A 21,156-nucleotide genomic window follows, 5' to 3' on the forward strand; every position below is an offset into this window, starting at 1 on the left:
CCATCACTGTCATCGCAAGAGCAGGCAGGTGTATCGTGCAAACTTTCCCGCACGATTTCCGCCCGCGAGGTGTGTGATGAGTTCAGCTTTGAAAATCGATTTTGTCAGCGACGTTTCCTGCCCGTGGTGCGTCGTCGGCCTCAATAGCCTGCTGCAAGCCCTGGAGGTTCTGCGCGATGAAGTGCAGGCCGAGATTCATTTCCAGCCGTTCGAACTGAACCCGAAGATGGGCCCGGACGGGCAGAACATCACCGAGCACATCGGCGAGAAATACGGCTCGACCCCGGAACAGTCACAGAAGAACCGCGAGGCGATTCGTGCCCGTGGCGCCGAGGTCGGATTTGCCTTTCGCACCGATGGCAACAGCCGCATCTACAACACCTTCGATGCTCATCGGCTGCTGCATTGGGCGGGTCTTGAAGGTTTGCAGTTGAAGTTGAAAGAGGCGCTGTTCAAGGCGTATTTCACTGATGGCGGTAATCCGTCCGATCACGCGCAACTGGCGCAGATAGCCGAAAGCGTGGGCCTGGATCGGCAACGTGCGCAAGCGATTCTGGCCTCCGACGAGTTTGCCGATGAGGTGCGTGCAGAAGAGCAGTTGTGGCTGCAACGCGGCGTGAGTTCGGTGCCGACCGTGGTGTTCAACGGTCAGTATGCGGTGACGGGCGGGCAACCGGTGGACACGTTTGTCGGGGCGATTCGGCAGATCATGAGTGAAACCAAAGGCGGCACGGTCAATTGAGCCAGCGCTCTTAACGCACGATCTTGTCGACGTGGATCCCGAGTTTCTTCAGGCGATACCAGAAGCTGCGCTCGGAGATGCCGATCAACTGCGCGGCGGCGGCCTGCACGCCGTTGCTCTGTTGCAGGGCCGCAAGAATGTAGGCCTTCTCGACTTCGGCGAGTGCTGCGTCCAGATCCGCCGGCACGCCGTTGATTTCGCTTAGCGGGCCGCTGCTGTCCGAGGCTTGCGCGGCGAACAGATAGGCCGGCAGATCCTGTTCCTCGATGATGTTGGCGGAGGCGACGATGGTCGCGCGCTCCACGCAGTTCTGCAGCTCGCGGATGTTGCCTGGCCATGAATAGCGGGTCATCGCCTGCAAGGCTTGCGCGCTGAAACCGCTGATGCGTTTGCCGGCCGCGGCGCCCAGGGTGTGGGCAAAATGTCGGGCCAACGGTGCGATGTCCTCGACCCGATCGCGCAGCGCCGGCAGCGGGATTGGAAACACGTTGAGGCGGTAGTAGAGATCTTCGCGAAACTCCTTGTTGGCCACCGCTTGCAACAGGTCTTTGTTGGTGGCGGCGATCACCCGCACATCGACCTTGCGTTCCTTGGTATCGCCCACCGGTTCGATCACCCGCTCCTGCAGGGCGCGGAGGATCTTGGCCTGCAGCGCCAGCGGCATTTCACCGATTTCATCAAGAAACAATGTGCCTTTGTCGGCCTGCTGAAAGCGCCCGATGCGATCGGCCACGGCGCCGGTGAACGCGCCTTTGCGGTGGCCGAACATTTCGCTTTCCAGCAGCCCCTCGGGGATGGCCGCACAGTTCACCGCAACGAACGGTTTGTCGGCGCGGTTACCATGTTTATGGATGGCCCGGGCGACCATCTCCTTGCCGGTGCCGCTTTCGCCGCTGAGCAGCACGGTGGCGGCGCTTTCGCGTACCGAGTCCACGGCTTGCAGCACGTTGCGAAAACTCGGGCTGTCACCGATCAGGCTGTCGATCTGCCGATGTTCGTCGAGCTCGGCGCGCATGCGCTGGTTGTCTTTGAGGATGTCGCGAAATTGCAGGGCCTTGCTGACGGTGATGTCCAGTTCGTCGATGTCGAACGGTTTGGCGATGTAATCAAATGCGCCATTGCGCATTGATTCCACCGCATTTTTCACCGTGCTGTAGGCGGTCATGACGATGACCGGCAACTGTGGATAGCGATTCTTCACCTCTGCCAGCAAATGCGGACCGTCCATGCCGGGCATGCGCCAGTCGCTGATCAGCAGGTCGATGTCTTCGCTTTCCAGCACCTTGAGTGCGTGCAGGCCATTGCCGGCGGTGAACACGCTGATGCCGTTCTGCCCGAGGGCCGAGGCCAGCAGATCGCAGAGTTTCGGTTCGTCGTCCACCACCAGAATGTTATGCGTCATCGTCGCTCTCGTCGAAGTCCTCGCCATTGGCCGGAATGTACAGGCTGAAGGTCGCGCCGGCATCTTTTTCGCTGACACATTCTACGCGCCCGTTATGGTTTTCCATGACCGAAAACACTTTGGCCAGGCCCAGCCCGGTGCCCGAGGCCTTGGTGGTGACGAACGGGGTGAAGATGCGCTCCAGCATGTCGGCTTCGATCCCCTGACCGGTGTCCGCCACGCTGACGATGGTGTATTTGGCGTCGCTGGCGATGCTCAGGGTCAGTCGGCCGCCATCAGGCATCGCGTCGATGGCGTTGACGATCAGGTTCAGGCCGGCCTGTTTGAGTTGCTTGGCATCGGCATAGATCGTCGCCCCCGGCGCCTGATCGTCGATGTGCAGATCAATGTTGTGGCTGGCCAGTTCCGGCTCGCAAAATCCGGCCAGTTCGTCGACCAGGGCGCGGGCTGACTGGGTGGCGCGGATCGGCGCGCTGGGTTTGGCGAAGTCGAGAAACTCGGTGATCAAATCGTTGATCCGGCTGACTTCCTTGACCACGTATTCCAGATGTCGCCTGTCAGTTTCCGGCAGGTCGGCACGGCGGTGCAGCAGTTGCGTGGCGGTTTTGATGATGCCCAGCGGATTGCGGATTTCATGGGCCAGCCCCATGGCGACTTCGCCCAGCGCGTGCAGGCGATCACGGCGGCGCAGTTGCGACTCCAGATGCTGCAACTCCTCCAGACGTTCGCTCATGTGGTTGAACGTGCTGCTCAGTTCTGCCAGTTCGTCGCCGCCATTCACGCTCAGGCGCTGATGATAGTCGCCGGCAATCACCGCTTGTACGCCTCTGGCCAGACCGCGCAACGGCTTGGTCAGACGTTGCGAGACCAGCCAGCCAACCGCCAGCGACGCCGCCGAACTGAGCAGGAAAATCAGGATGAACAGGTTGCTCTGATTGACCAGACCGACCAGGCTGGTGTGGCGCAGCAGACCACTGAAAATCACCCCTTGCAGCTGGCCGTTTTCGTTGAAGATCGGCCGGTAGATGCCGCTGTAGCGGTTGGTGAATTGCTCGAACGGCCGCTTGCTTTCGCGCAGGTTCTGTTCAATTCCTTTCGGCACTTGCAAAGGGTGATCCTCAAAGCGCTGGGTCGAGAAGATCTCCGAGAAGTCGTCGCCCTTGGCCAGGTAAAGGCGCAGATCAAGCGAATGCACGTCGGCAACACTGGTGAGGAAGCTGTCGTCCAGATAAGTGCCGATGATCAATTTGTATTCGATGCCGCTCTGTTCGGTCTCGAACGTCGAAATCACCGTGCCGGTGGCCACACCGCCCACCTGCAGGGTTTGCAGTACCGCTTTCGGGGCGGTGCTGATCTGGCTGACGATGTCGTCGGCGGCGGTGCTGTACACCACTTTGTGATCGCTGTTGCGTACCAGGGCCACGACGTCGATGCCCATGGAGTCGGCGACGTCGGCGGTCAGCTTGTTGTGCTTGGCCGATTGACGATCGGTGGGAGGGCGCGTGTAACGCAGAAACAGCTGAGCGGCGCGGGCGTTGTCGCGCAGGATTTCACTAATTTCATCTTCGACGATCTTCGACGATTCCTGCAGCCAGATGCGCACGTTGCTGTCGAAGATCTGCGACAGCGTGGTGGCCGCCAGTTCCGCAGCAATCATGGTCGGAATCACGCTGACCAGCCAGAAGGCCAACACCAGTTTGCGTTGCAGGCTCCAGCCGGAAAGGGCGAAAGGTCGGGGCGTGGCGCGTCGGTCATTGATCATTGGATTTCGCTTATTGCAGCTGCCAGGGCCGGATCGGAGCGATCCGGGCGGACGAATATTTTCACCAGACGCAACAGTTGGTCGAACAGCGGATTGCGATGGCGGAAGAACACGGTGTTACCGACAAACGAGCAGCCCAGACGCAGCTTACTGGCATAGCCGGCCTGCCCGCACACATAGATCGCCAGTTTGTGCTCAATACAGTAGTCGACATTTTCCAGCCAGCTACGGGTGTAAAGATTGTACTGCCGCGTGCGGGCCAGATCCTGGGCAAAAAACTTGTCGACCAACCGCTGCTCGTCGAGCAATACCAGATTGAACGCCACCAGTTCGTCGCCGACCCAATAGAGTACGCACGCCGATCGATTATCGAGGTGATTGAGGACTTCGCGAAAGTACGCCGCAGGCAGGCATTCGAAGGCCAGATCGCTGCGGGCGAGGGTGGCTTCGTAGAGTTCCATCATGCGCGGCAGCAAGTCGTGCACCGAGCGTCGCCATTCCGTACGCGGCCCCTGGTTGCGCAAGATTCGGCGCAGATCCTTGCGCGTGGATTTCCCCAGGCTACCCAGATAAGCGTCCACCGAGGCGAAGCTGATCGGCAGTTCGGCACCGGGCAACCCGGGCATGCTTTGCAGGCCGGCCTGCTGACAGACCTCCAGCCACTGTGGATCGCGGTGCGAGGCATCCTTCACCGCGAACAGGCCGATCCCGGCGTGTTCGGCATCCTGTCTTGCCAGCTCCAGCAACTGACGGAGCAGTGACGGGCGGTGCGTCGGCGCAATGTGCGAAGCCGTGCCGACATGGCATTGCTCGGCCACCGGCGAGCCGAGGGCGTACAGACGGATGTCGAACAGCCGGGGCAAATGTCGGCGCAGCCATTGACTGACGCGTTTGCCCGCGCCCTGCAGCGTGGTATCGAGTGAGTAGGCCGTGATGAACGCCACGGTGGCCGCGATCAGGCGGCCGTCCTCGTGCAGCGTCAGGTAGCGCCAGTGAAAGCCGTCAATGCCGGCGCGTTCAACGGCGCGATAGTAATCCCAGTCCTCCAGCTCATCGACGAAGCAGTCATTCCAGGCGCAGCGGTCGATCGCTTCGATCGTTGAGAAGGCTTGAGCGGTGATCACGTCGTTTCCTTATGTCGGCGAGTCGTGGTGTTCGGCCTGTGTCGCAGGATGTCTGCCGGCAACTGCTCAAGCCAGTTGCCGGTACTCCAGCGGCGCAACTGGGCTGCTGATCTGCTGCATGAAGCGTCGCTGTATGAAGTCGATGCTCAACTCCACGACACGGCGGTACTGCAGGTCGACCGTGATCATGTGATAGCAGTCGTCGAGCAACACTTTGGTCACCGGTCCGCCGAGCTTGCGTTCGACGTAATCGGCATTCCAGCGGCTGGTGATGTCGTCCTCGATGGAGTGCAGCACCAGCGCCGGCGTGGTGATCGACGGCATGCGTTTTTTCACCACGGCGTTGAGCCGGTGCAGTTCGCGCACCGTGACGCCTTCCATGGTCAGCAACCCGGCCTGACTGCTCTGACCTTCTTTCATCTGGCGTTCGACGATGGCCCGCAGGCGCTCGTTCTTGATGCCGTAGGGCGGCTTTTCTTCGAAACTGCACAGGTGCACGCCGAACGGGATTTTCATCAGCAACGGGGTGAGGAACGCCAGTTTGTTGATGCTCCAGCCGTCGTAGCGCAGGGTGGTCGAATACAGCAGCAAACCCTCGATCTGTCCCGGGTGTTCGGCGGCCAGGTACATCGACAACACCGCGCCCATCGACAAACCACCGACATACACCTTGTGGTGTTTGCGGCGTACACCGACGAAGGTGTTGCGTGCGCTTTCGTACCAGTCGCGCCAGCCGGTGGCTTGCAGGTCGGCATTGCCGCCGCAGTGCCCGGCCAGGGTCGGCACATAGACCGTGTGCCCGGCTTTCGCCAGGCCCACGGCCACCCGACGCAACTCCGTCGGGGTGCCGGTGAGGCCGTGGATCAACAGCACCGCGACCTCCCCGTCGCCGAGAACGAAACCGGCGTTGCCTTCGCCCATATCGATCTCTGCGTCGATCATCGTTTCATCGCCCGATGCAGCAGGCGGTCGAGCAGGGCCAGGCCCAGATCGATTTCCGGATAGCTGATTTCCAGCGACGGTGCCAGGGTGATGACGTTCTTGTAGTAGCCGCCCACGTCGAGGATCAGACCGAGGCGACGACCGTCGATTTCGATGTCGCCCTTCATGCCTTCTTCGACCATGTAATCCAGAGTGGCCTTGTCCGGGGTGAAGCCGTCCTCGGTGCAGATCTCGCAACGCAGCGCCAGGCCCAGACCGTCGACATCGCCAATGATCGGGTAGCGTTTTTTCAGATCCTGCAGGCCTTCGAGGAAGTATTTGCCCTTGGCCATGACCATCGCGCCGTAATCGACTTCGCTGGTCATCTTGAACATTTCCAGACCCACCGCAGTGCCCAGCGGGTTGGAGGCGAAGGTGGAGTGGGTCGAGCCTGGCGGGAAGACTTTCGGGTTGATCAGCTCTTCACGGGCCCAGATACCGCCCAGCGGATTGAGGCCGTTGGTCAGCGCCTTGCCGAAGACGATCACGTCGGGTTTGACGTCAAAGTGTTCGATCGACCACAGCTTGCCGGTGCGGTAGAAACCCATCTGGATTTCGTCGACCACCATCAGGATGCCGTGTTGATCCAGCACGTGCTTGAGTTCGCTGTAGAAGTTCATCGGCGGGATCACGTAGCCGCCGGTGCCCTGGATCGGTTCGACGTAGAACGCGGCGTATTCACTCTGGCCGACTTTCGGGTCCCAGACGCCGTTGTATTCGGTCTCGAACAACCGCGCGAATTGCTGCACGCAGTGGCTGCCGTACTCTTCCTTGGTCATGCCTTTAGGGCCGCGGAAGTGATACGGGAACGGGATGAACTGCGCACGCTCACCGAAGTGGCCGTAGCGGCGGCGATAGCGGTAGCTGGAGGTGATCGACGAAGCACCGAGGGTGCGCCCGTGGTAACCGCCCTCGAAGGCGAACATCAGGCTCTTGCCGTTGGTGGCGTTACGCACGACCTTCAGCGAGTCCTCGATCGACTGCGAACCGCCGACGTTGAAGTGCACCCGACCGTCGAGGCCGAACTTGTTCTTGGCATCGACCGCGATCATTTCCGAGAGCTCGATCTTGCCTTTGTGCAGGTATTGACTGGCAATCTGCGGCAGGGTGTCGATCTGTTGCTTGAGCGCATTGTTCAGCCGCGGGTTGGCGTAACCGAAGTTGACCGCCGAGTACCACATTTGCAGGTCAAGGTAGGCCTGATCTTCGGTGTCCCAGACGTAGGAGCCTTCGCAGCGGCTGAAGATGCGCGGCGGTTCGATGTAGTGAACGGTGTCGCCGTAGGAGCAGTATTTGGCTTCTTTTTCCAGAAGGACTTTGTCTTCGGCTGTCGCAATGCGGATATCAGACATGGTGCAGGGTTTCCTGTGCTTCAGAAGTGGATTCGGTGCTGAAATTGACGGCGTTGGCGGCCGGGGCCAGCGGCAGGCGGGCCAGCAGTTGCGGCAGTTCGGCGAAGCTGTCGAAGCGCGCGTAGGCGATGCCGTTGCGCTCGCAGTGCTCGGCCAGGCGGTCCTTGGCGAAGACGAAATCGGCGGTGGACGCCACGCACATGTCGGACTGGCCGTCACCGATCACCAGCACGCGTTTGCTGCTGGGGGTGGATTTGCATTTGCAGTTGCCGGAGGCCGCGCGGCAGGCGTCACTGGCGTAGGGAAAGTCGATGCGCCATTTGTCGTGATCGATCTGGCGCAGGCGGTTGGCGAGGATCGGCAGCAGCGTCACGTAGTTACGCGCCAGAATCCGCGCGATGCCTTGTTCGATGCCGTCGCTGACCACTTCCAGCGAAGCGCCGAGGCCAATCACGTGGTCGACGAAGTCGGGGAAGTCCGGGTCGATGTCAATGCTGTCGAAGAATTCGAGCAGTTGCGCAGGCGTGGCCTTGATCAGCGCCAACTGACGGCTGAGGCATTCACGGGAACCGATCTTGCCCTCCAGCCATTCGTTTTCGATGGCTTCCCAGCTCGGGTCGGCGAAGCGCTCAAGGATGCTGTCGATTACGTCGGTACGGGTGATCGTCCCGTCGAAATCACACACGATATGCCAGTCAATCATCTGCAGTACCTGTTGGGTCGAGGCAGTTGTCAGGGTGCGCGGTCTGCGCCTGGCAAGGGTGGGAGCAGGGACTGTGCCAAATCTGCAAAACCCCGTAATGGCGGGGCCTACGCACGGTTTTCGTGAAGTGGAGCTACAATTTTTGTAGCTTGCTACAAACAACATGAGTGCTTGCGCCGAGGGCTCTATCCGGGGATTGATGCGCGCAAGTTCAGAAAAGGAATGGCCTCATGCAGAGGAATACACTGGCGTTAATGACCGCACTGGCCTGCTTTTCCGGGGCTGCGCTGGCGGATGGCATCACCGGCGAAGCCGGCCTGGGACTGAGTTACCAACCTCATGATCCCACCGGCAGCCGTTACGAAACCCGGCCGATACCGTATCTCGATCTGGACTGGGGCGATGTCAGCCTCGGCACCGACGACGGCCTGACCTGGAGCGCCTTGAAAAGCAACGGCTTCAGCGCCGGGCCGTACATCAATTACCTCTCCGGGCGCACCGCCAACGGCGAGTTGCGCGGCTTGCGTGATGTGCCCGACATGGCCGAGGCTGGCGGCTTCGTGCAATACGCCCCGGCCGATTTCTGGCGCGTGTTCGCCTTCGTCGGCCAGGCCGTCGGCGGTGGCAGCGGGCAGGGCGGCGTGTTTGGAAAAGTGGGCGGTGAAATCGGTTATCCACTGGGCGGCGGGGTGATCGGCAGCAGCAACCTGACCGCGCATTTCGCCGATGCGCAGGGCACGCAGACCTTCTTCGGTGTCAGCGACAGCGAGGCGCAGGCCTCGGGTATCCGCGCGTATAACGCCGGCGGCGGTTTGCAGAACGTGGCGCTGACCCAAAGCTTCGAGTTTCCTCTGGCGCAGCATTGGTCGCTGGTCACCAGCGCGAGCTGGATACACCTGACCCGCTCGGCGGCGGACAGCAGCATCGTCAAAGCAGTGGGTGATACCAATCAGGGCGAAGTGCAGGCGGCCATCGCCTACAAGTTCGACTGATCAGGCGCGCGGGCGAATTGGTCTGCGGTTTGCAGGCAGCCCTGTCGAATCCATTCCTTCAGGATGTTCTTCATGGCTCGCCCTGCTTATCGTCTGCTGGCTCATTCGTTGTGGGATTTGATCCCCATCGCTCTGGGCCTGGCCCATTTCGCTTTCGTCCTGTGGTTGGTTGCGTCCTTCCACGACCTGTCCTGGTGGGCCTTTGTGCCGCTGGCGCTGGGCTATGCGATCAGCCTGTCGTGGAGCATCAACAGCATTTCCCACAACCAGATTCACAACGCCTACTTCACCCCGGCGTGGCTGAACCGGGCGTTCGATCTGCTGTTGTCGGTGACCATCGGTTTTTCGCAAACCCTCTATCGCGATATCCACAATCGCCATCACCGGGGTAATTCGGACCGGCCGGGGCCGGACGGCAAGACCATTGATCCGCTGTCGATCTATCTGCGCGGCAAGAACGGTCAGCCGGAGAATCCCTGGGCCTACACCTTCCTGAGTTTTTTCCGCGACGACCCCAAGCCGATCTACAACGAAATGCGCCGCAAACGCCCGAAGGATGCGCGTTGGGTCCAGGTCGAGATCTATGTGACGGTGGCGTTTTATCTGCTGCTCGCGGTGTATGACTGGCAGGCGGTGCTGGTGTTGTTGCCGTTCTGGTATCTGGGCCAGGCGCTGTCATCGCTCAACGGTTACTACGAGCATTTTGGCGGCAACCCGGACTTGCCGATTGCCTGGGGCGTGAGTGCCTACAGCCCGCTGTACAACCTGTTGTGGATGAACAACGGCTATCACGCCGAGCACCACTACCGGCCGAAAATGCACTGGACTCAGGTCAAGGCCTATCACCGGCAGATCGCCCGGCAACAGCAGGAGGCGGGGGTGAAGGATATTCCGCTGGCGCACGGTTTGGGCTTCCTGCTGAACCACCAAAAGCCTGACGCCTGACTGCTTTGTGCAGGAGCTGCCGCAGGCTGCGATCTTTTGATCTTGAAAAGCAAAGATCGTCCGATCGCGGCCCGAGCCTGCGGCAGCTCCTACACGGAGCATTTCAGTGCTCTTCGCCCTCGGCGAGCAAGGCTATCCCGCCCATGATCACCGCCACACCGAGCCAGTGCAGCAGACTGATCTGCTCACCCAGCCCCAGCCAAGACCCCAGCAGCACGCCGACAAATACCAGCGAACTCAGGGGAAACGCCAGCGACAGACTGCTGCGTCGCAGAATCAGCATCCAGACAAAAAACGCGCCGATGTAGCAGCCAACCGCGACCCACACCCCGGGCGTCATGACGATGCCTTGCAGCCATTGCAGGCTGAAGTCCATCTGGCCCAACTGATCGCCACCGACCTTGCTCGCGATCTGCCCGCCACTTTCCAGAATGATCAACAGCGCCCAGAGCACGATGGTGCCCACGCGCCCGTGTAGCCAATGCATTGCGTCGTTCCTTTGCAGTTCCAGGTGAGCGTCAGACATGGCCGGCACACACGAGCATCACGCCCGCCGTAATCACCAGCGTGCCCAGCCAGCGCCGCCGACTGACGGTTTCACCGAGCACCAGTTTGCCCGCCAGCACCACGCCGCAATAGGCCAGCGCGGCTGCCGGAAACAACAGACTCAACGGCGCCCGCGACAGGGCGCCGAGCCAGACGAAAAACTCGATTGCATAAGCGCCGATCCCGGCCCACAGCAGCGGCGCGTTGAACACCTGGCCCCAGAACACCTGCAGCCGAAAACCACCCTCAAGCTCAGGTAATCGATCGAGGCCCAGTTTGAAACACAGCTGGCCGATCACATCCAGAACAATGGACAGGGCCACCAGCACGATCACGGTGAAAGTCATGGAAACAGTTCCTCGAACAGGTCGATCAAGGCTTGATTGGTGGTGGAGTTGCGCAGGATATCGGCCTCGCTCCAGCGCTCGGCCGGCGGCTGATCGGTCTTCGCCTCCCAGCGTTTGAATACGTTGCTGAAGGCCGGACGGGCGTATTCGCCGCAGATGTCGATGCCGATGATCCGCTTGCTCGCCGCCAGCGCGCGCAGGGCCTGAAGCATATGGCTCAGGCGCATGCCGCCCTGATCCCAGTTGGTGGCGGCGTCTTCGCTGGCAAGCACGTCCTTGTCGATGGTGATCCACACCGCATCGGTCGGCAGGCTGGCGATCATTTTGTCGAGGAACAGGGTCCAGTCCACTTGCGACAGGTTGTGCCAGTGCAGCATGTTTTCCTGTTGTTCATGCCCGGCGCCGTCTCCGATCCGCCCCCAGACTTTGGAGGGCGCGTGCTGCCACGGAAACAGCTGCAGAACCCCACGTTTTAAGGCCGCGAGGTTGCCGCCCTTCAGTTGTGGATTTTGCAGATCATCGCTGCACGGGCCGAGGGTCACGATGCGGCGAATGTTCGGCAGTTTCAGCGCCTGATTGACCCAGGAACCGCAATGCCGACGCGGCGCAAACCGCACCCAGTCGGGGTGATTGTCGAAATGGATCAGGCTGACGGGGCTTGGCAGATCGGTAAGAAACGCCGGAGTCAGGTGGTGATAGTCACCGGAGCCGACGAAGAAGATTTCCGGCGCCGGGCCGGTGTGCCGCGGCCGCTGCTGCAAGCGTTCGGCGAAGCGTCGCCAGGTGCGCTCGCTGGACCAGAGCCGGAGTTTCGGGCCGAGGTCGAGCAGGTCCAGGCGTCTGGCGCGGCCACTGTCGAGCAGTCGCGCAATCGGCGCCTGAGCGGTCAGGCTGTGGTCGAGATCTAAAATATTCAAGGTCGCTATTTACCCTTGGCAGACCCTGCCAGACACCGGCCTCATCGAGCATGAGCACCAGCCGGGCAGGGCTTTTGCGGGTAAATGCAAGGGACGGGCCAGCCATTGCCTCAGGCGTGCAGGCGCACCCACACCGAGACCAGCACGGTGGCGGCGATCAACCACGCGACAACGGCCACGGCGAGCGACGCCTCCAGGCGCATGCGGTCAACCATCACGTACAGGGTCGCCAGATAGATGAAGTACGGAATGATCGACCACATGCCGAACACGATGGTCGCCTTCAGATCGTCGATCGAACGGCTGTTGCCGACGATGTAATGGGCGATCAGCGCGAAGGTCGGAAACAGCGGCACCAGTCCGGCGATGTAATAGTTTCGGGTCTTCGACAGCGCGGCGAGAATCACCACCACTGCCGCGCCAAGTGCCGCTTTGAGTATCAGATCCATCAGTGGCTCAACCCGTACTTTTTCACTTTATCGAACAGCGTGGTCTTGGCCATGCCCAGTTCCAGACTGGCCTGGGTCAGGTTGCCGCCGCTGCGTTGCAAGGCATCGTTGAGCAGGTTGCGCTCGAAGGCTTCCACCGCTTCGGCGAACGCCAGACCTTGACCGCCGCTGCTGGCGCCGGACTTCTTGAACGCCGGCAGGCCGAGGGCAAAGCGCTCGGCAACGTTGCGCAGTTCGCGCACGTTGCCCGGCCAATCGTGGCTCATCAGGTTCGACAGGGTCTGGTTGTCCAGCTCCGGCAACGCGCGGTCGAAACGCAGCGCCGACTGCTGGGTGAAGTGTTCGAACAGTTGCAGGATGTCTTCACGGCGTTCGCGCAGCGGCGGCAGTTCCAGCGTCACCACGTTGAGGCGGTAGTACAAGTCGCTGCGAAACTCGCCGGCCTTGCTCGCTTCGTCGAGGTCGGATTTGGTCGCGGCAATCACCCGGCAATCCACCGCCACGCTCTGGTTCGAACCGAGGCGTTCGAGGGTGCGTTCCTGCAACACGCGCAGCAATTTGATCTGCAACGGCAGGGGCATGCTTTCCACTTCATCGAGGAACAGCGTGCCGCCGTCGGCGTGTTCGATCTTGCCGATGCGCCGTTTGCCGGCACCGGTAAAGGCGTTGGCCTCGTGGCCGAAGATCTCGCTTTCGAAGAGGTTTTCCGGCAGGCCGCCGCAGTTCAGCGCGACGAACTGCTTGGCATGCCGACGACTGAAGTCGTGCAGGCAACGGGCGACCAGTTCCTTGCCGGTGCCGGTCTCGCCTTCGATCAATACGTTGGCCGAAGTGTCGGCGACGTTGGCGATCAGCTCGCGCAGGTTCTGCATGGCTGGCGAGCGCCCGATGATCCGGCCTTCGAGGGAGTCGCGTTCGGCCAGTTGCCGACGCAGCGAGGAGACTTCGCGGGCCAGACTGCGTTGCTCCAGTGCGCGGCGGGCGACATCCACCAGACGTTCCGGCGAGAACGGTTTCTCCATGAAATCGTAAGCGCCTTTCTGCATCGCGCCGACTGCCATGGAGATATCGCCATGACCGGTGATCAGCACCACCGGCAGACTGCGGTCGCGCGCCTTGAGGCGGGTCAGCAGTTCCAGGCCATCGATACCGGGCAGGCGAATGTCGCTGATGACGATCCCGGCAAAGTTGTCGCCGACCCGCTCCAGCGCTTCTTCGGCACTGCCGACGCCAATGCAGGGAATGTCTTCCAGGGTCAGCGCCTGCTGGCAACCGAGCAGCACATGGGGGTCGTCTTCGACGATCAGCACACTAAGGTCGTGGTTCATATTGGCTCGGCAGGAGTAGGGCTTACCAACGGTAAACTGAGGACGAAGGTGGTGCCACCGCTGGCCGGGTGTTCGACACCCAGATGCCCGCCGGTGGCGGCAGCGAGGCTGGCGGAAAGGGTCAGGCCGAGGCCCAGCCCCTGTTCGCCGGGTTTGGTGGTGAAGAACGGCTCGAACAGATGCTTGCGCGCTTCGGCGTCGACCCCGTGGCCGTTGTCGCGCACCCGCAGGCGATATTTGCCGTTGAACTCTTCGCCTTCCAGCCACAGCTGCGGCGCGGGTTGCGCCTGCATGGCGTCGAGGGCGTTGCCGATCAGGTTGACCAGAATCTGTTCGAGGCGGGTCTGGTCGATCTGCACCTGCACGTCGCTGAACTGCCGGTGCAGTTGCAGCGCCATGCTCTCGACCCGCGCGCCGAGCAGTTGCAGGGCGGCGTCCACGGCTTTGCCGAGACTGGCCTGGCCTTCGTTGTCGCCGCGCCGGGCGAACGAGCGCAGGCTGGCGGTGATCCGGCCCATGCGGTCGATCAGGTCGTTGATGGTCTTCAGGTTGGTGCTGGCGACGTCGAGCTGGCCGCGTTCCAGAAAGCGAATGGTGTTGCCGGACAGAGTGCGCATCGCCGCCAGCGGCTGGTTCAGTTCGTGGGCGATGCTGGTCGACATCTGGCCGATGGCCGCGAGTTTGCCGGCCTGCACCAGTTCGTCCTGAGCGCGGCGCAGGGTTTCTTCAGCCTGGCGCCGTTCGCGGATCTGGCTCTTCAGCCGTTCGTTGCTGGCGCGCAGATCGCCGGTGCGTTCGGTAATCCGACGCTCCAGTTGATTGTTGGCTTCCTGCAAGGCTTCGCGGGCGGCGAGGCGGGTGGCGATGACCTTGCGCCGTTCGTTCCAGGCGATCAGCAGGAACGCCACCAGGGCGAAGGCCACGGCCACCAGAATGCCTTGGTTGATCGCTTCACGGCGCAAGTCCTGCAATGGCGTGAGCAGGGTGAAATTCCACGGTGTGTCGCTCAGCGGCCGGGTCTGCGCCAGATAGCTGATGCTGTCGTCATCGGCGCTCAGTTCGCTGTTGGCCGGGAAGGTCAGTTTCTCTACACCTTCGGCCAGGGTTTCGCGGGCCAGCGGTTGCAGTTCGTTGAGCGGGAACCAGTAGTACTGCAGGCTGCGAGCGAGTTTTTCTTTGGTTTCATCACTCAGCGGTACTACGGACTTGAGGCGTCGCGCCGGATCACTGGAAAGAATGATGATGCCGTTCTCATCGCTGACGAAGGCTTCCAGGCGGGCGCGCTGCCAACGCTCTTCCAGGGCTTCGAGGCGCACCTTGACCACGGCGACGCCGATGATCTTGCCGTGTTCTTCCAGGCCATGCGCGAGGTAGTAACCGGGCTCGCCGCTGGTGCTGCCGATCCCGTAGAAACGTCCGGGCTCGCCGCGCACGGCTTTCTGGAAATAGGCGCGGAAGGACAGGTCTTCACCGAGGTAACTGTCGACGTCGCGCCAGTTGCTGGTGGCCATCACGCGGCCGGTGGTGTCCATGACGTAGATGGCTCGACTGCGGCTGCGCCGGTTCAGGCCTTCAAGGTAAGCATTGACCGTCTGCCGGTGTTCCGGGGTCGGGTCGGCCAGCAGTTGCGGGACACTGGTTTCCAGTTCCAGCAGGCTGGGCAGGTAGGTGTATTTGCTGATCTCGCTTTCGACGGTACGCGCGTGCAGTTCGAGCTGACGCTGGCCGTTTTCGCTGAGGCTGCGGATGCCGAAATGTTCACTGGTCCAGAAGCCGATGTAACCCAGTCCGATCATCAGGATGATGATCAGCGGCGGCAGGAACAGATGGCGAATCAGACGGGGCTTCACGGCAAGTGATGGCGGCGCTGCGCGATAGAGATTGGGGTCGCATTTCATCACAGTTGCCTTGGGTCAACCAGCGCTGCCGCGGACGACGCACTGGTTTGGTCGAGCCTGGAACCTGTGGCGAGGGAGCTTGCTCCCGCTCGGCTGCGAAGCAGTCGTAAATCCATTCAATGCGGTGTTTCAGACAGATCGCATTGGCAGGTTTTGGGGCCGCTGCGCGACCCAGCGGGAGCAAGCTCCCTCGCCACAAGGGCAAATCGGTATTGCTCTTAGTGCTGCAGGATTTTCTCGAGGAAATGCTGCGCGCGTTCGGAGCGGGCGCTGATGTCGCCGAAGAATTCCTCTTTCGGGCAGTCTTCGATGATCTTGCCGGCGTCCATGAAGATCACGCGGTCAGCCACTTTGCGCGCGAAGCCCATCTCGTGGGTCACGCACATCATGGTCATGCCTTCCTGCGCCAGTTGCACCATCACGTCGAGCACTTCGTTGACCATTTCCGGGTCGAGCGCCGAGGTCGGTTCGTCGAACAGCATGACGATCGGGTCCATCGCCAGCGCGCGGGCAATCGCCACACGCTGTTGCTGGCCGCCGGACAGTTGCCCCGGGTGCTTGTGGGCGTGCGCCGACAGACCGACGCGATCAAGCAGTTGCAGACCTTTCTTGGTCGCCTCTTCCTTGCTGCGGCCCAGCACCTTGATCTGCGCGATGGTCAGGTTCTCGGTGATGGTCAGGTGCGGGAACAGCTCGAAGTGCTGGAACACCATACCGACGCGCGAACGCAGTTTCGGCAGGTTGGTCTTGGAGTCGGCAATCGAGGTGCCGTCGACGACGATGTCGCCTTTCTGGAACGGCTCCAGCGCGTTGACGCACTTGATCAGGGTCGACTTGCCCGAGCCCGACGGGCCGCAGACCACGATCACTTCGCCTTTCTTGACCTCGGTGCTGCAATCAGTCAGCACCTGGAAGTCGCCATACCACTTGTTGATGTTCTTGATGGAGATCATACGGCAAACCTTTTTTGCAGACGCTTGACCAGCAGCGAGGCGGAAAAGCTGATGATGAAGTAGACGACACCGGCAAAGATCAGGAACTCGTTGGAACGACCGATGATGTCGCCGCTGGAGCGGGCGGAGTTGAGGAAGTCCACCAGGCCCACGGTGTAGACCAGCGAGGTGTCCTGGAACAGGATGATCGACTGTTGCAGCAGCAACGGGGTCATCTTGCGGAACGCCTGGGGCAGGATGATCAGACGCATGGTCTGGCCATAGGTCATGCCCATCGCCTGGGCCGCGGCCATCTGGCCTTTGGGGATCGACTGCACGCCGGCCCGGACGATCTCACAGAAGTACGCGGCTTCGAACATCATGAAAGCCACGACGCAGGAGGTGAACGCGCCGATCGGGGTGTCTTCGCCGGTGATCCAGCGCAGCACGAACGGCACCGCCAGGTAGAACCAGGTGATCACCAGCAGCAGCGGGATCGAGCGGAAGTAGTTCACGTAGGCGCCGGCGACGCGCGACAGCAGTTTGCTGGACGACAGGCGCATCAGCGCGAGGATGGTCCCCAGCACGATGCCGCCGACCACGCCCATGACCATCAACTGCAAGGTCATGACCATGCCGTTCCACAGGCCCGGGATCGCGGGGATGATGCCGCTGAAATCGAAGTCCATTATTTACCCCCCACGGAGATCAGGCCGGGCACTGCGACTTTCTTCTCGACCAGGCGCATCAGCAACATCAGGCTCATGTTCAGGGTGAAGTAGATCAGCGTGGCCAGGGTGAAGGCTTCAAACAGGTTGGCCGAGAATTCGGCGGTCTGCTTGGTTTGCGCCAGCAGTTCCATCAGGCCGATCAAGGACGCCACGGAGGAGTTCTTGAAGACGTTGAGGAATTCCGAGGTCAGCGGCGGAATGATGATGCGGTAGGCCTGGGGCAGCAGCACGTTCCAGTAGATCTGCGGCAGCTTGAAACCCATGGCGCGGGCGGCGGATTCCTGGCCGCGTGGCAGCGCCTGGATGCCGGTGCGCACTTGCTCGCAGACCCGGGCGGCGGTGAACAGGCCCAGGCACACGACGACGCTCAGGTAGGCCGAGGTGGTCGGGTTCAGATCCTGTTTGTACCAGTCCTGCAGGTTCTGCGGCAGCAGGTCGGGTACCAGGAAGTACCAGATGAACAGCTGAACCAGCAGCGGCACGTTGCGAAACAGTTCGACGTAGCAGGTCGCGATACCCGATACGAGGCGGCTCGGTACGGTGCGCATGACCCCAAGAACGGAGCCCAGCAGCAAGGCGATAATCCATGCCACGACGGCGATGGCGATGGTCCAGCCCAGTCCGGAGATGAACCAGTCGAGATAAGTCTCGCTGCCAACGCCGGTGGACTTGAAGAACACGCCCCAGTCCCAGTTGTAATTCATTAGGGTCTCCCCTCGAAATCGATCGATGTACAAGCACCCGCTTGGGGAAGATCCTTTCCCGTCCGACGTTGAACGCCGGGCACACGCGATCGGCTCGAAAACCGCCAGGTCGAGTGTTCCACTGTAAAGCCAGCAGGTAGTAACAGACGTCTGAGGGAGGTTGCTCCCTCAGACGACAGGTTAGTCAGGAATCAGATTTTTACGTCAGGCGCAGGCTTATCGCTTGGATTGGCGATCAGCTCTTTCACCTTGTCGCTCATCGGGAAGTTCAGGTTCAGGCCTTTCGGTGGGATCGGGCTCTCGAACCACTTGCTGTAGATCTTGTTGATCTCGCCGGACTTGTACAGGGCGACGATGGCGTCATCGACAGCCTTCTTGAAGGCCGGGTCGTCCTTGCGAACCATGCACGCGTAGGCTTCGAAGGACTGTGGAGTACCGGTGATGACCCAGTCAGTCGGCTTCTTGGCTTTGGCTTCTTCACCGGCCAGCAGCGCGTCGTCCATCATGAAGGCAACGGCGCGGCCGCTTTCCAGCATGTTGAAGGATTCGCCGTGGTCTTTGGCGGAGATGATGTTCATGCCCATCTGCTTGTCGGCGTTCATCGCTTTGATGATGCGCTCGGACGTGGTGCCGGCGGTGGTCACGACGTTTTTGCCTTTCAGGTCGGCAAAGTCAGCGTAGGACGGCTTGCCATCCTTGTCTTTCTTGACCAGCAGACGGGTGCCGATTTCGAAGATGTTGACGGTGAAGTCGACTTGCTGGGCGCGTTCGGCGTTGTTGGTGGTGGAGCCGCACTCGATATCCGCGGTGCCGTTCTGGATCAGCGGGATACGGGTTTGCGAGGTCACCAGGTTGTACTTGACCTGCAGGTCTGGCTTGTTCAGGTCTTTTTTCAGGGCTTCAACGATGGCCACTTGAATGTCGTGGGAGTAGCCCACGGGTTTTCCGGAAGCATCCGCGATGTAGGAAAACGGGATGGAGCTGTCGCGGTGAGCGAGCGTGATGGTGCCGGAATCGTTGATTTTCTTCAGGGTGCCGGTGAGTTCGGCGGCGAAAACTGGTGTGCTGATCAGAGCGGCAGCAATGGCTGCACCCAGGATATGGGGAACGATGCGCATCAAATTTTCCTCGAATTGTTTTTTTTATGGAGCCAGTTCGTCGGCCCTTTTGTGCTTCGAATGCCTGACGGCTCCTGAAGTGTTGGCACGGCAGGCATTCGTCGAGAGAGTGTAGAGCATGAGTCGTGCCAGAGCAGTCTATGGCAGCTAATTGATTGATTTTTAAGGTGATTAAAGTTTTGTGTCGGTGTTTTTGGCTGAAACTGATCCGGTTATCCGAATCGACCGGGAGGTCGCGTTCGGAAAACCGAACGATCTTTTAATCGCTGCCCTCATATTGATGATCGTTCGAGCCCACATTCCCTTGTGGCGAGGGGATTTATCCCCGATAGGTCGCGAAGCGGCCTTCTTTCAGCGCAAAGGCGAGGACCGCTTCGCAGTCCATCGGGGATAAATCCCCTCGCCACAGGGTTAGTGGCAGGCAAAGTAAGTCACGCAGCAAAAAGCCCCTGAATCTCTCAATTCAGGGGCTTTCGTTTAAGCGATGTTCAAATCACGCCGCTTCAATCTTGCGGTTCTGCTCGACCTTGCCCAGGTACGCCGCCAGTTTCTCTTGCTCGGCCGGGGTGGTGAACAGGCCCAGCTTGCTGCGGCGCCACAGGATGTCGTGCGCGGTGGTGGCCCATTCTTCGCTGCACAGGTAATCGACCTCGCGGGTGTAGAGACCGCCGCCGAGGTGTTCGCCCATGTCATTCAGCGACTCGACGCCTTCGAGCATGCGCCAGGTGCGGCTGCCGTAGGTGGTGGCCCAGCGGCGGGCGATCTCGGTCGGGACGAAGTCGAACTTGTCGCGGATCTGCGCGCTCAAGGCCTGCGGGGTGGTCATGTCTTCGCCACCGGGCAGGGTCGCGGTCGCAGTCCAGCTCGGACGCATCTGGGTGAAGTACGGCATCAACTGAGCCATCGCCGACTCGGCGAGTTTGCGGTAGGTGGTCAGCTTGCCGCCAAACACCGACAACAGCGGCGCTTCTTCGCCGCCGCCAGACAGCGCCAGGGTGTAATCGCGGGTCACGGCGGACGGGTTGTCGGATTCGTCGTTGCACAGCGGACGCACGCCCGAGTAGCTGTGCTGAATGTCGTCGCGGCTGATCTGCTTCTTGAAGTGAGCGTTGACCACTTTCAGCAGGTAATCGGTTTCGCCGTCGGTGATTGCCACTTTCGCCGGATCGCCGGTGTATTCGCGGTCGGTGGTGCCGATCAGGGTGAAGTGGTTCAGGTACGGAATGGTGAAGACGATGCGCTGATCTTCGTTTTGCAGGATGTGCGCGTGATCGCCTTCGTACAGTTTCGGCACGATGATGTGGCTGCCCTGAATCAGGCGGATGCCGTACGGCGATTCCATCTTCAGGTCGTCACGGATGAACTTGGCGACCCACGGGCCGGCCGCATTCACCAGTGCTTTGGCAGTGATCGAAAACAGGCTGCCGTCGGCGCGTTCCAGATTCAGGTGCCACAGGCCCTTGGCGCGGCGGGCGCTGACGCAACGGGTCTGGGTGTGTACGTGGGCACCTTTTTCCCGGGCGGCCATGGCGTTGAGAACGACGAGGCGGGCGTCATCGACCCAGCAATCGGAATATTCGAAGCCCTTGGTGATTTCGCTTTTCAGCGCGCTGTCGGCGCCGAATTTCAGGCTCTTCGAACCTGGCAGCTTTTCGCGCTTGCCGAGGTTGTCATAGAGGAACAGGCCGGCGCGAATCATCCAGGCCGGACGCAGGTGCGGACGGTGCGGTAGCACGAAGCGCATCGGCTTGACGATGTGCGGCGCCTTGGCCAGCAGCACTTCGCGCTCGGCCAGCGCTTCACGCACCAGACGGAATTCGTAATGTTCGAGGTAGCGCAGGCCACCGTGGATCAGCTTGCTGCTGGCCGACGAGGTGTGGCTGGCCAGGTCATCCTTTTCGCAAAGGAACACCGAGAGACCGCGACCGGCGGCATCCGCTGCGATCCCCACGCCATTGATCCCGCCGCCAATAACGGCAACATCGTAGATCTCGGCGATAGGGGGCGTACGCAAGGTAGAGGTGGACATCGGCTGGCCTCGGGCTCTTTTGATTTTCTGTCTTGGAAATCGAACATAAATGTTCATTTGCGAAAATGGTAGCCCATAAAGACGCGCACAGCCAGTCACGTTCGATTGAAAAAACTCATCGAAGGGCGGTTAAAAGAAAATTTTCGAACATTTA

The 21,156-nt window shown here is 60.9% G+C and carries 20 protein-coding genes; 3 read left to right on the forward strand and 17 right to left on the reverse strand.

Annotation, left to right across the window (positions count from 1 at the left end; translation table 11 throughout):
- The first annotated feature begins 76 nt into the window (after positions 1 to 76).
- Positions 77 to 742, forward strand: coding sequence for a DsbA family oxidoreductase (locus M0814_RS23525; protein WP_103486461.1), 666 nt, complete (start codon positions 77 to 79; stop codon positions 740 to 742).
- A 10-nt stretch (positions 743 to 752) separates the two neighbouring features.
- On the opposite strand, the gene M0814_RS23530 is transcribed toward M0814_RS23525, so the two are convergent.
- The 6 genes from M0814_RS23530 to M0814_RS23555 all read right to left on the reverse strand — a co-directional run bounded on the left by M0814_RS23530 (position 753) and on the right by M0814_RS23555 (position 8,066).
- Positions 753 to 2,144 carry a sigma-54 dependent transcriptional regulator gene (locus M0814_RS23530; protein WP_103486462.1) on the reverse strand — a complete coding sequence of 464 codons (1,392 nt, stop codon included), beginning with the start codon at positions 2,142 to 2,144 and terminating at the stop codon, positions 753 to 755.
- Entirely contained in the window at positions 2,134 to 3,906 is a 1,773-nt protein-coding gene (locus M0814_RS23535) for an ATP-binding protein (protein WP_003227784.1), read from the reverse strand. Before M0814_RS23535 ends, M0814_RS23530 begins: the two co-directional genes overlap by 11 nt.
- A complete protein-coding gene (locus M0814_RS23540) occupies positions 3,903 to 5,030 on the reverse strand; it encodes a GNAT family N-acetyltransferase (protein WP_103486463.1) in 1,128 nt (375 codons plus the stop codon). The genes M0814_RS23535 and M0814_RS23540 overlap by 4 nt, the downstream gene beginning before the upstream one ends.
- A gap of 66 nt (positions 5,031 to 5,096) precedes the next feature.
- On the reverse strand, positions 5,097 to 5,972 hold the full coding sequence (locus tag M0814_RS23545; RefSeq protein ID WP_003227781.1) for an alpha/beta fold hydrolase: 876 nt from the start codon (positions 5,970 to 5,972) through the stop codon (positions 5,097 to 5,099).
- Entirely contained in the window at positions 5,969 to 7,363 is a 1,395-nt protein-coding gene (locus M0814_RS23550) for an aminotransferase class III-fold pyridoxal phosphate-dependent enzyme (protein ID WP_003227779.1), read from the reverse strand. Before M0814_RS23550 ends, M0814_RS23545 begins: the two co-directional genes overlap by 4 nt.
- Positions 7,356 to 8,066 carry an HAD-IB family phosphatase gene (locus M0814_RS23555; RefSeq protein ID WP_003227777.1) on the reverse strand — a complete coding sequence of 237 codons (711 nt, stop codon included), beginning with the start codon at positions 8,064 to 8,066 and terminating at the stop codon, positions 7,356 to 7,358. Before M0814_RS23555 ends, M0814_RS23550 begins: the two co-directional genes overlap by 8 nt.
- 230 nt (positions 8,067 to 8,296) lie before the next feature.
- Between M0814_RS23555 and M0814_RS23560 the strand changes: the two genes are divergently transcribed.
- Positions 8,297 to 9,058, forward strand: a complete 762-nt coding sequence (locus M0814_RS23560) for a MipA/OmpV family protein (RefSeq protein ID WP_103486464.1) — start codon at positions 8,297 to 8,299, stop codon at positions 9,056 to 9,058.
- A gap of 72 nt (positions 9,059 to 9,130) precedes the next feature.
- Positions 9,131 to 10,003 carry a fatty acid desaturase gene (locus tag M0814_RS23565; RefSeq protein WP_103486465.1) on the forward strand — a complete coding sequence of 291 codons (873 nt, stop codon included), beginning with the start codon at positions 9,131 to 9,133 and terminating at the stop codon, positions 10,001 to 10,003.
- Positions 10,004 to 10,106: 103 nt separating this feature from the next.
- On the opposite strand, the gene M0814_RS23570 is transcribed toward M0814_RS23565, so the two are convergent.
- The 11 genes from M0814_RS23570 to glpD all read right to left on the reverse strand — a co-directional run bounded on the left by M0814_RS23570 (position 10,107) and on the right by glpD (position 21,002).
- Positions 10,107 to 10,490, reverse strand: a complete 384-nt coding sequence (locus M0814_RS23570) for an EamA family transporter (protein ID WP_103486466.1) — start codon at positions 10,488 to 10,490, stop codon at positions 10,107 to 10,109.
- A gap of 31 nt (positions 10,491 to 10,521) precedes the next feature.
- Positions 10,522 to 10,896, reverse strand: a complete 375-nt coding sequence (locus tag M0814_RS23575) for a hypothetical protein (RefSeq protein ID WP_003227768.1) — start codon at positions 10,894 to 10,896, stop codon at positions 10,522 to 10,524.
- Positions 10,893 to 11,813, reverse strand: a complete 921-nt coding sequence (locus M0814_RS23580; RefSeq protein ID WP_103486467.1) for an arginase — start codon at positions 11,811 to 11,813, stop codon at positions 10,893 to 10,895. Before M0814_RS23580 ends, M0814_RS23575 begins: the two co-directional genes overlap by 4 nt.
- 110 nt (positions 11,814 to 11,923) lie before the next feature.
- Positions 11,924 to 12,253, reverse strand: a complete 330-nt coding sequence (locus M0814_RS23585) for a GlpM family protein (RefSeq protein ID WP_177434768.1) — start codon at positions 12,251 to 12,253, stop codon at positions 11,924 to 11,926.
- An 8-nt stretch (positions 12,254 to 12,261) separates the two neighbouring features.
- A complete protein-coding gene (locus M0814_RS23590; RefSeq protein WP_003227762.1) occupies positions 12,262 to 13,590 on the reverse strand; it encodes a sigma-54 dependent transcriptional regulator in 1,329 nt (442 codons plus the stop codon).
- Complete coding sequence (locus tag M0814_RS23595) at positions 13,587 to 15,488, reverse strand: sensor histidine kinase (protein WP_003227760.1); 1,902 nt, start codon at positions 15,486 to 15,488, stop codon at positions 13,587 to 13,589. The genes M0814_RS23590 and M0814_RS23595 overlap by 4 nt, the downstream gene beginning before the upstream one ends.
- A gap of 218 nt (positions 15,489 to 15,706) precedes the next feature.
- Positions 15,707 to 16,441, reverse strand: coding sequence for an amino acid ABC transporter ATP-binding protein (locus tag M0814_RS23600; protein ID WP_003227758.1), 735 nt, complete (start codon positions 16,439 to 16,441; stop codon positions 15,707 to 15,709).
- On the reverse strand, positions 16,438 to 17,109 hold the full coding sequence (locus tag M0814_RS23605; RefSeq protein ID WP_003227756.1) for an ABC transporter permease subunit: 672 nt from the start codon (positions 17,107 to 17,109) through the stop codon (positions 16,438 to 16,440). The genes M0814_RS23600 and M0814_RS23605 overlap by 4 nt, the downstream gene beginning before the upstream one ends.
- The gene (locus M0814_RS23610) at positions 17,109 to 17,855 is read right to left on the reverse strand and encodes an amino acid ABC transporter permease (protein ID WP_003227754.1); all 747 of its coding nucleotides are present in this window, start codon (positions 17,853 to 17,855) and stop codon (positions 17,109 to 17,111) included. The genes M0814_RS23605 and M0814_RS23610 overlap by 1 nt, the downstream gene beginning before the upstream one ends.
- A 191-nt stretch (positions 17,856 to 18,046) precedes the next feature.
- On the reverse strand, positions 18,047 to 18,973 hold the full coding sequence (locus M0814_RS23615) for a glutamate/aspartate ABC transporter substrate-binding protein (RefSeq protein ID WP_103485802.1): 927 nt from the start codon (positions 18,971 to 18,973) through the stop codon (positions 18,047 to 18,049).
- A 493-nt stretch (positions 18,974 to 19,466) separates the two neighbouring features.
- Entirely contained in the window at positions 19,467 to 21,002 is a 1,536-nt protein-coding gene (glpD, locus tag M0814_RS23620) for a glycerol-3-phosphate dehydrogenase (protein ID WP_103485800.1), read from the reverse strand.
- Between the last annotated feature and the right edge of the window lie 154 nt (positions 21,003 to 21,156).

The organism is Pseudomonas sp. MWU12-2020 (assembly GCF_023100605.1).
GTDB lineage: Bacteria > Pseudomonadota > Gammaproteobacteria > Pseudomonadales > Pseudomonadaceae > Aquipseudomonas > Aquipseudomonas fluorescens_H.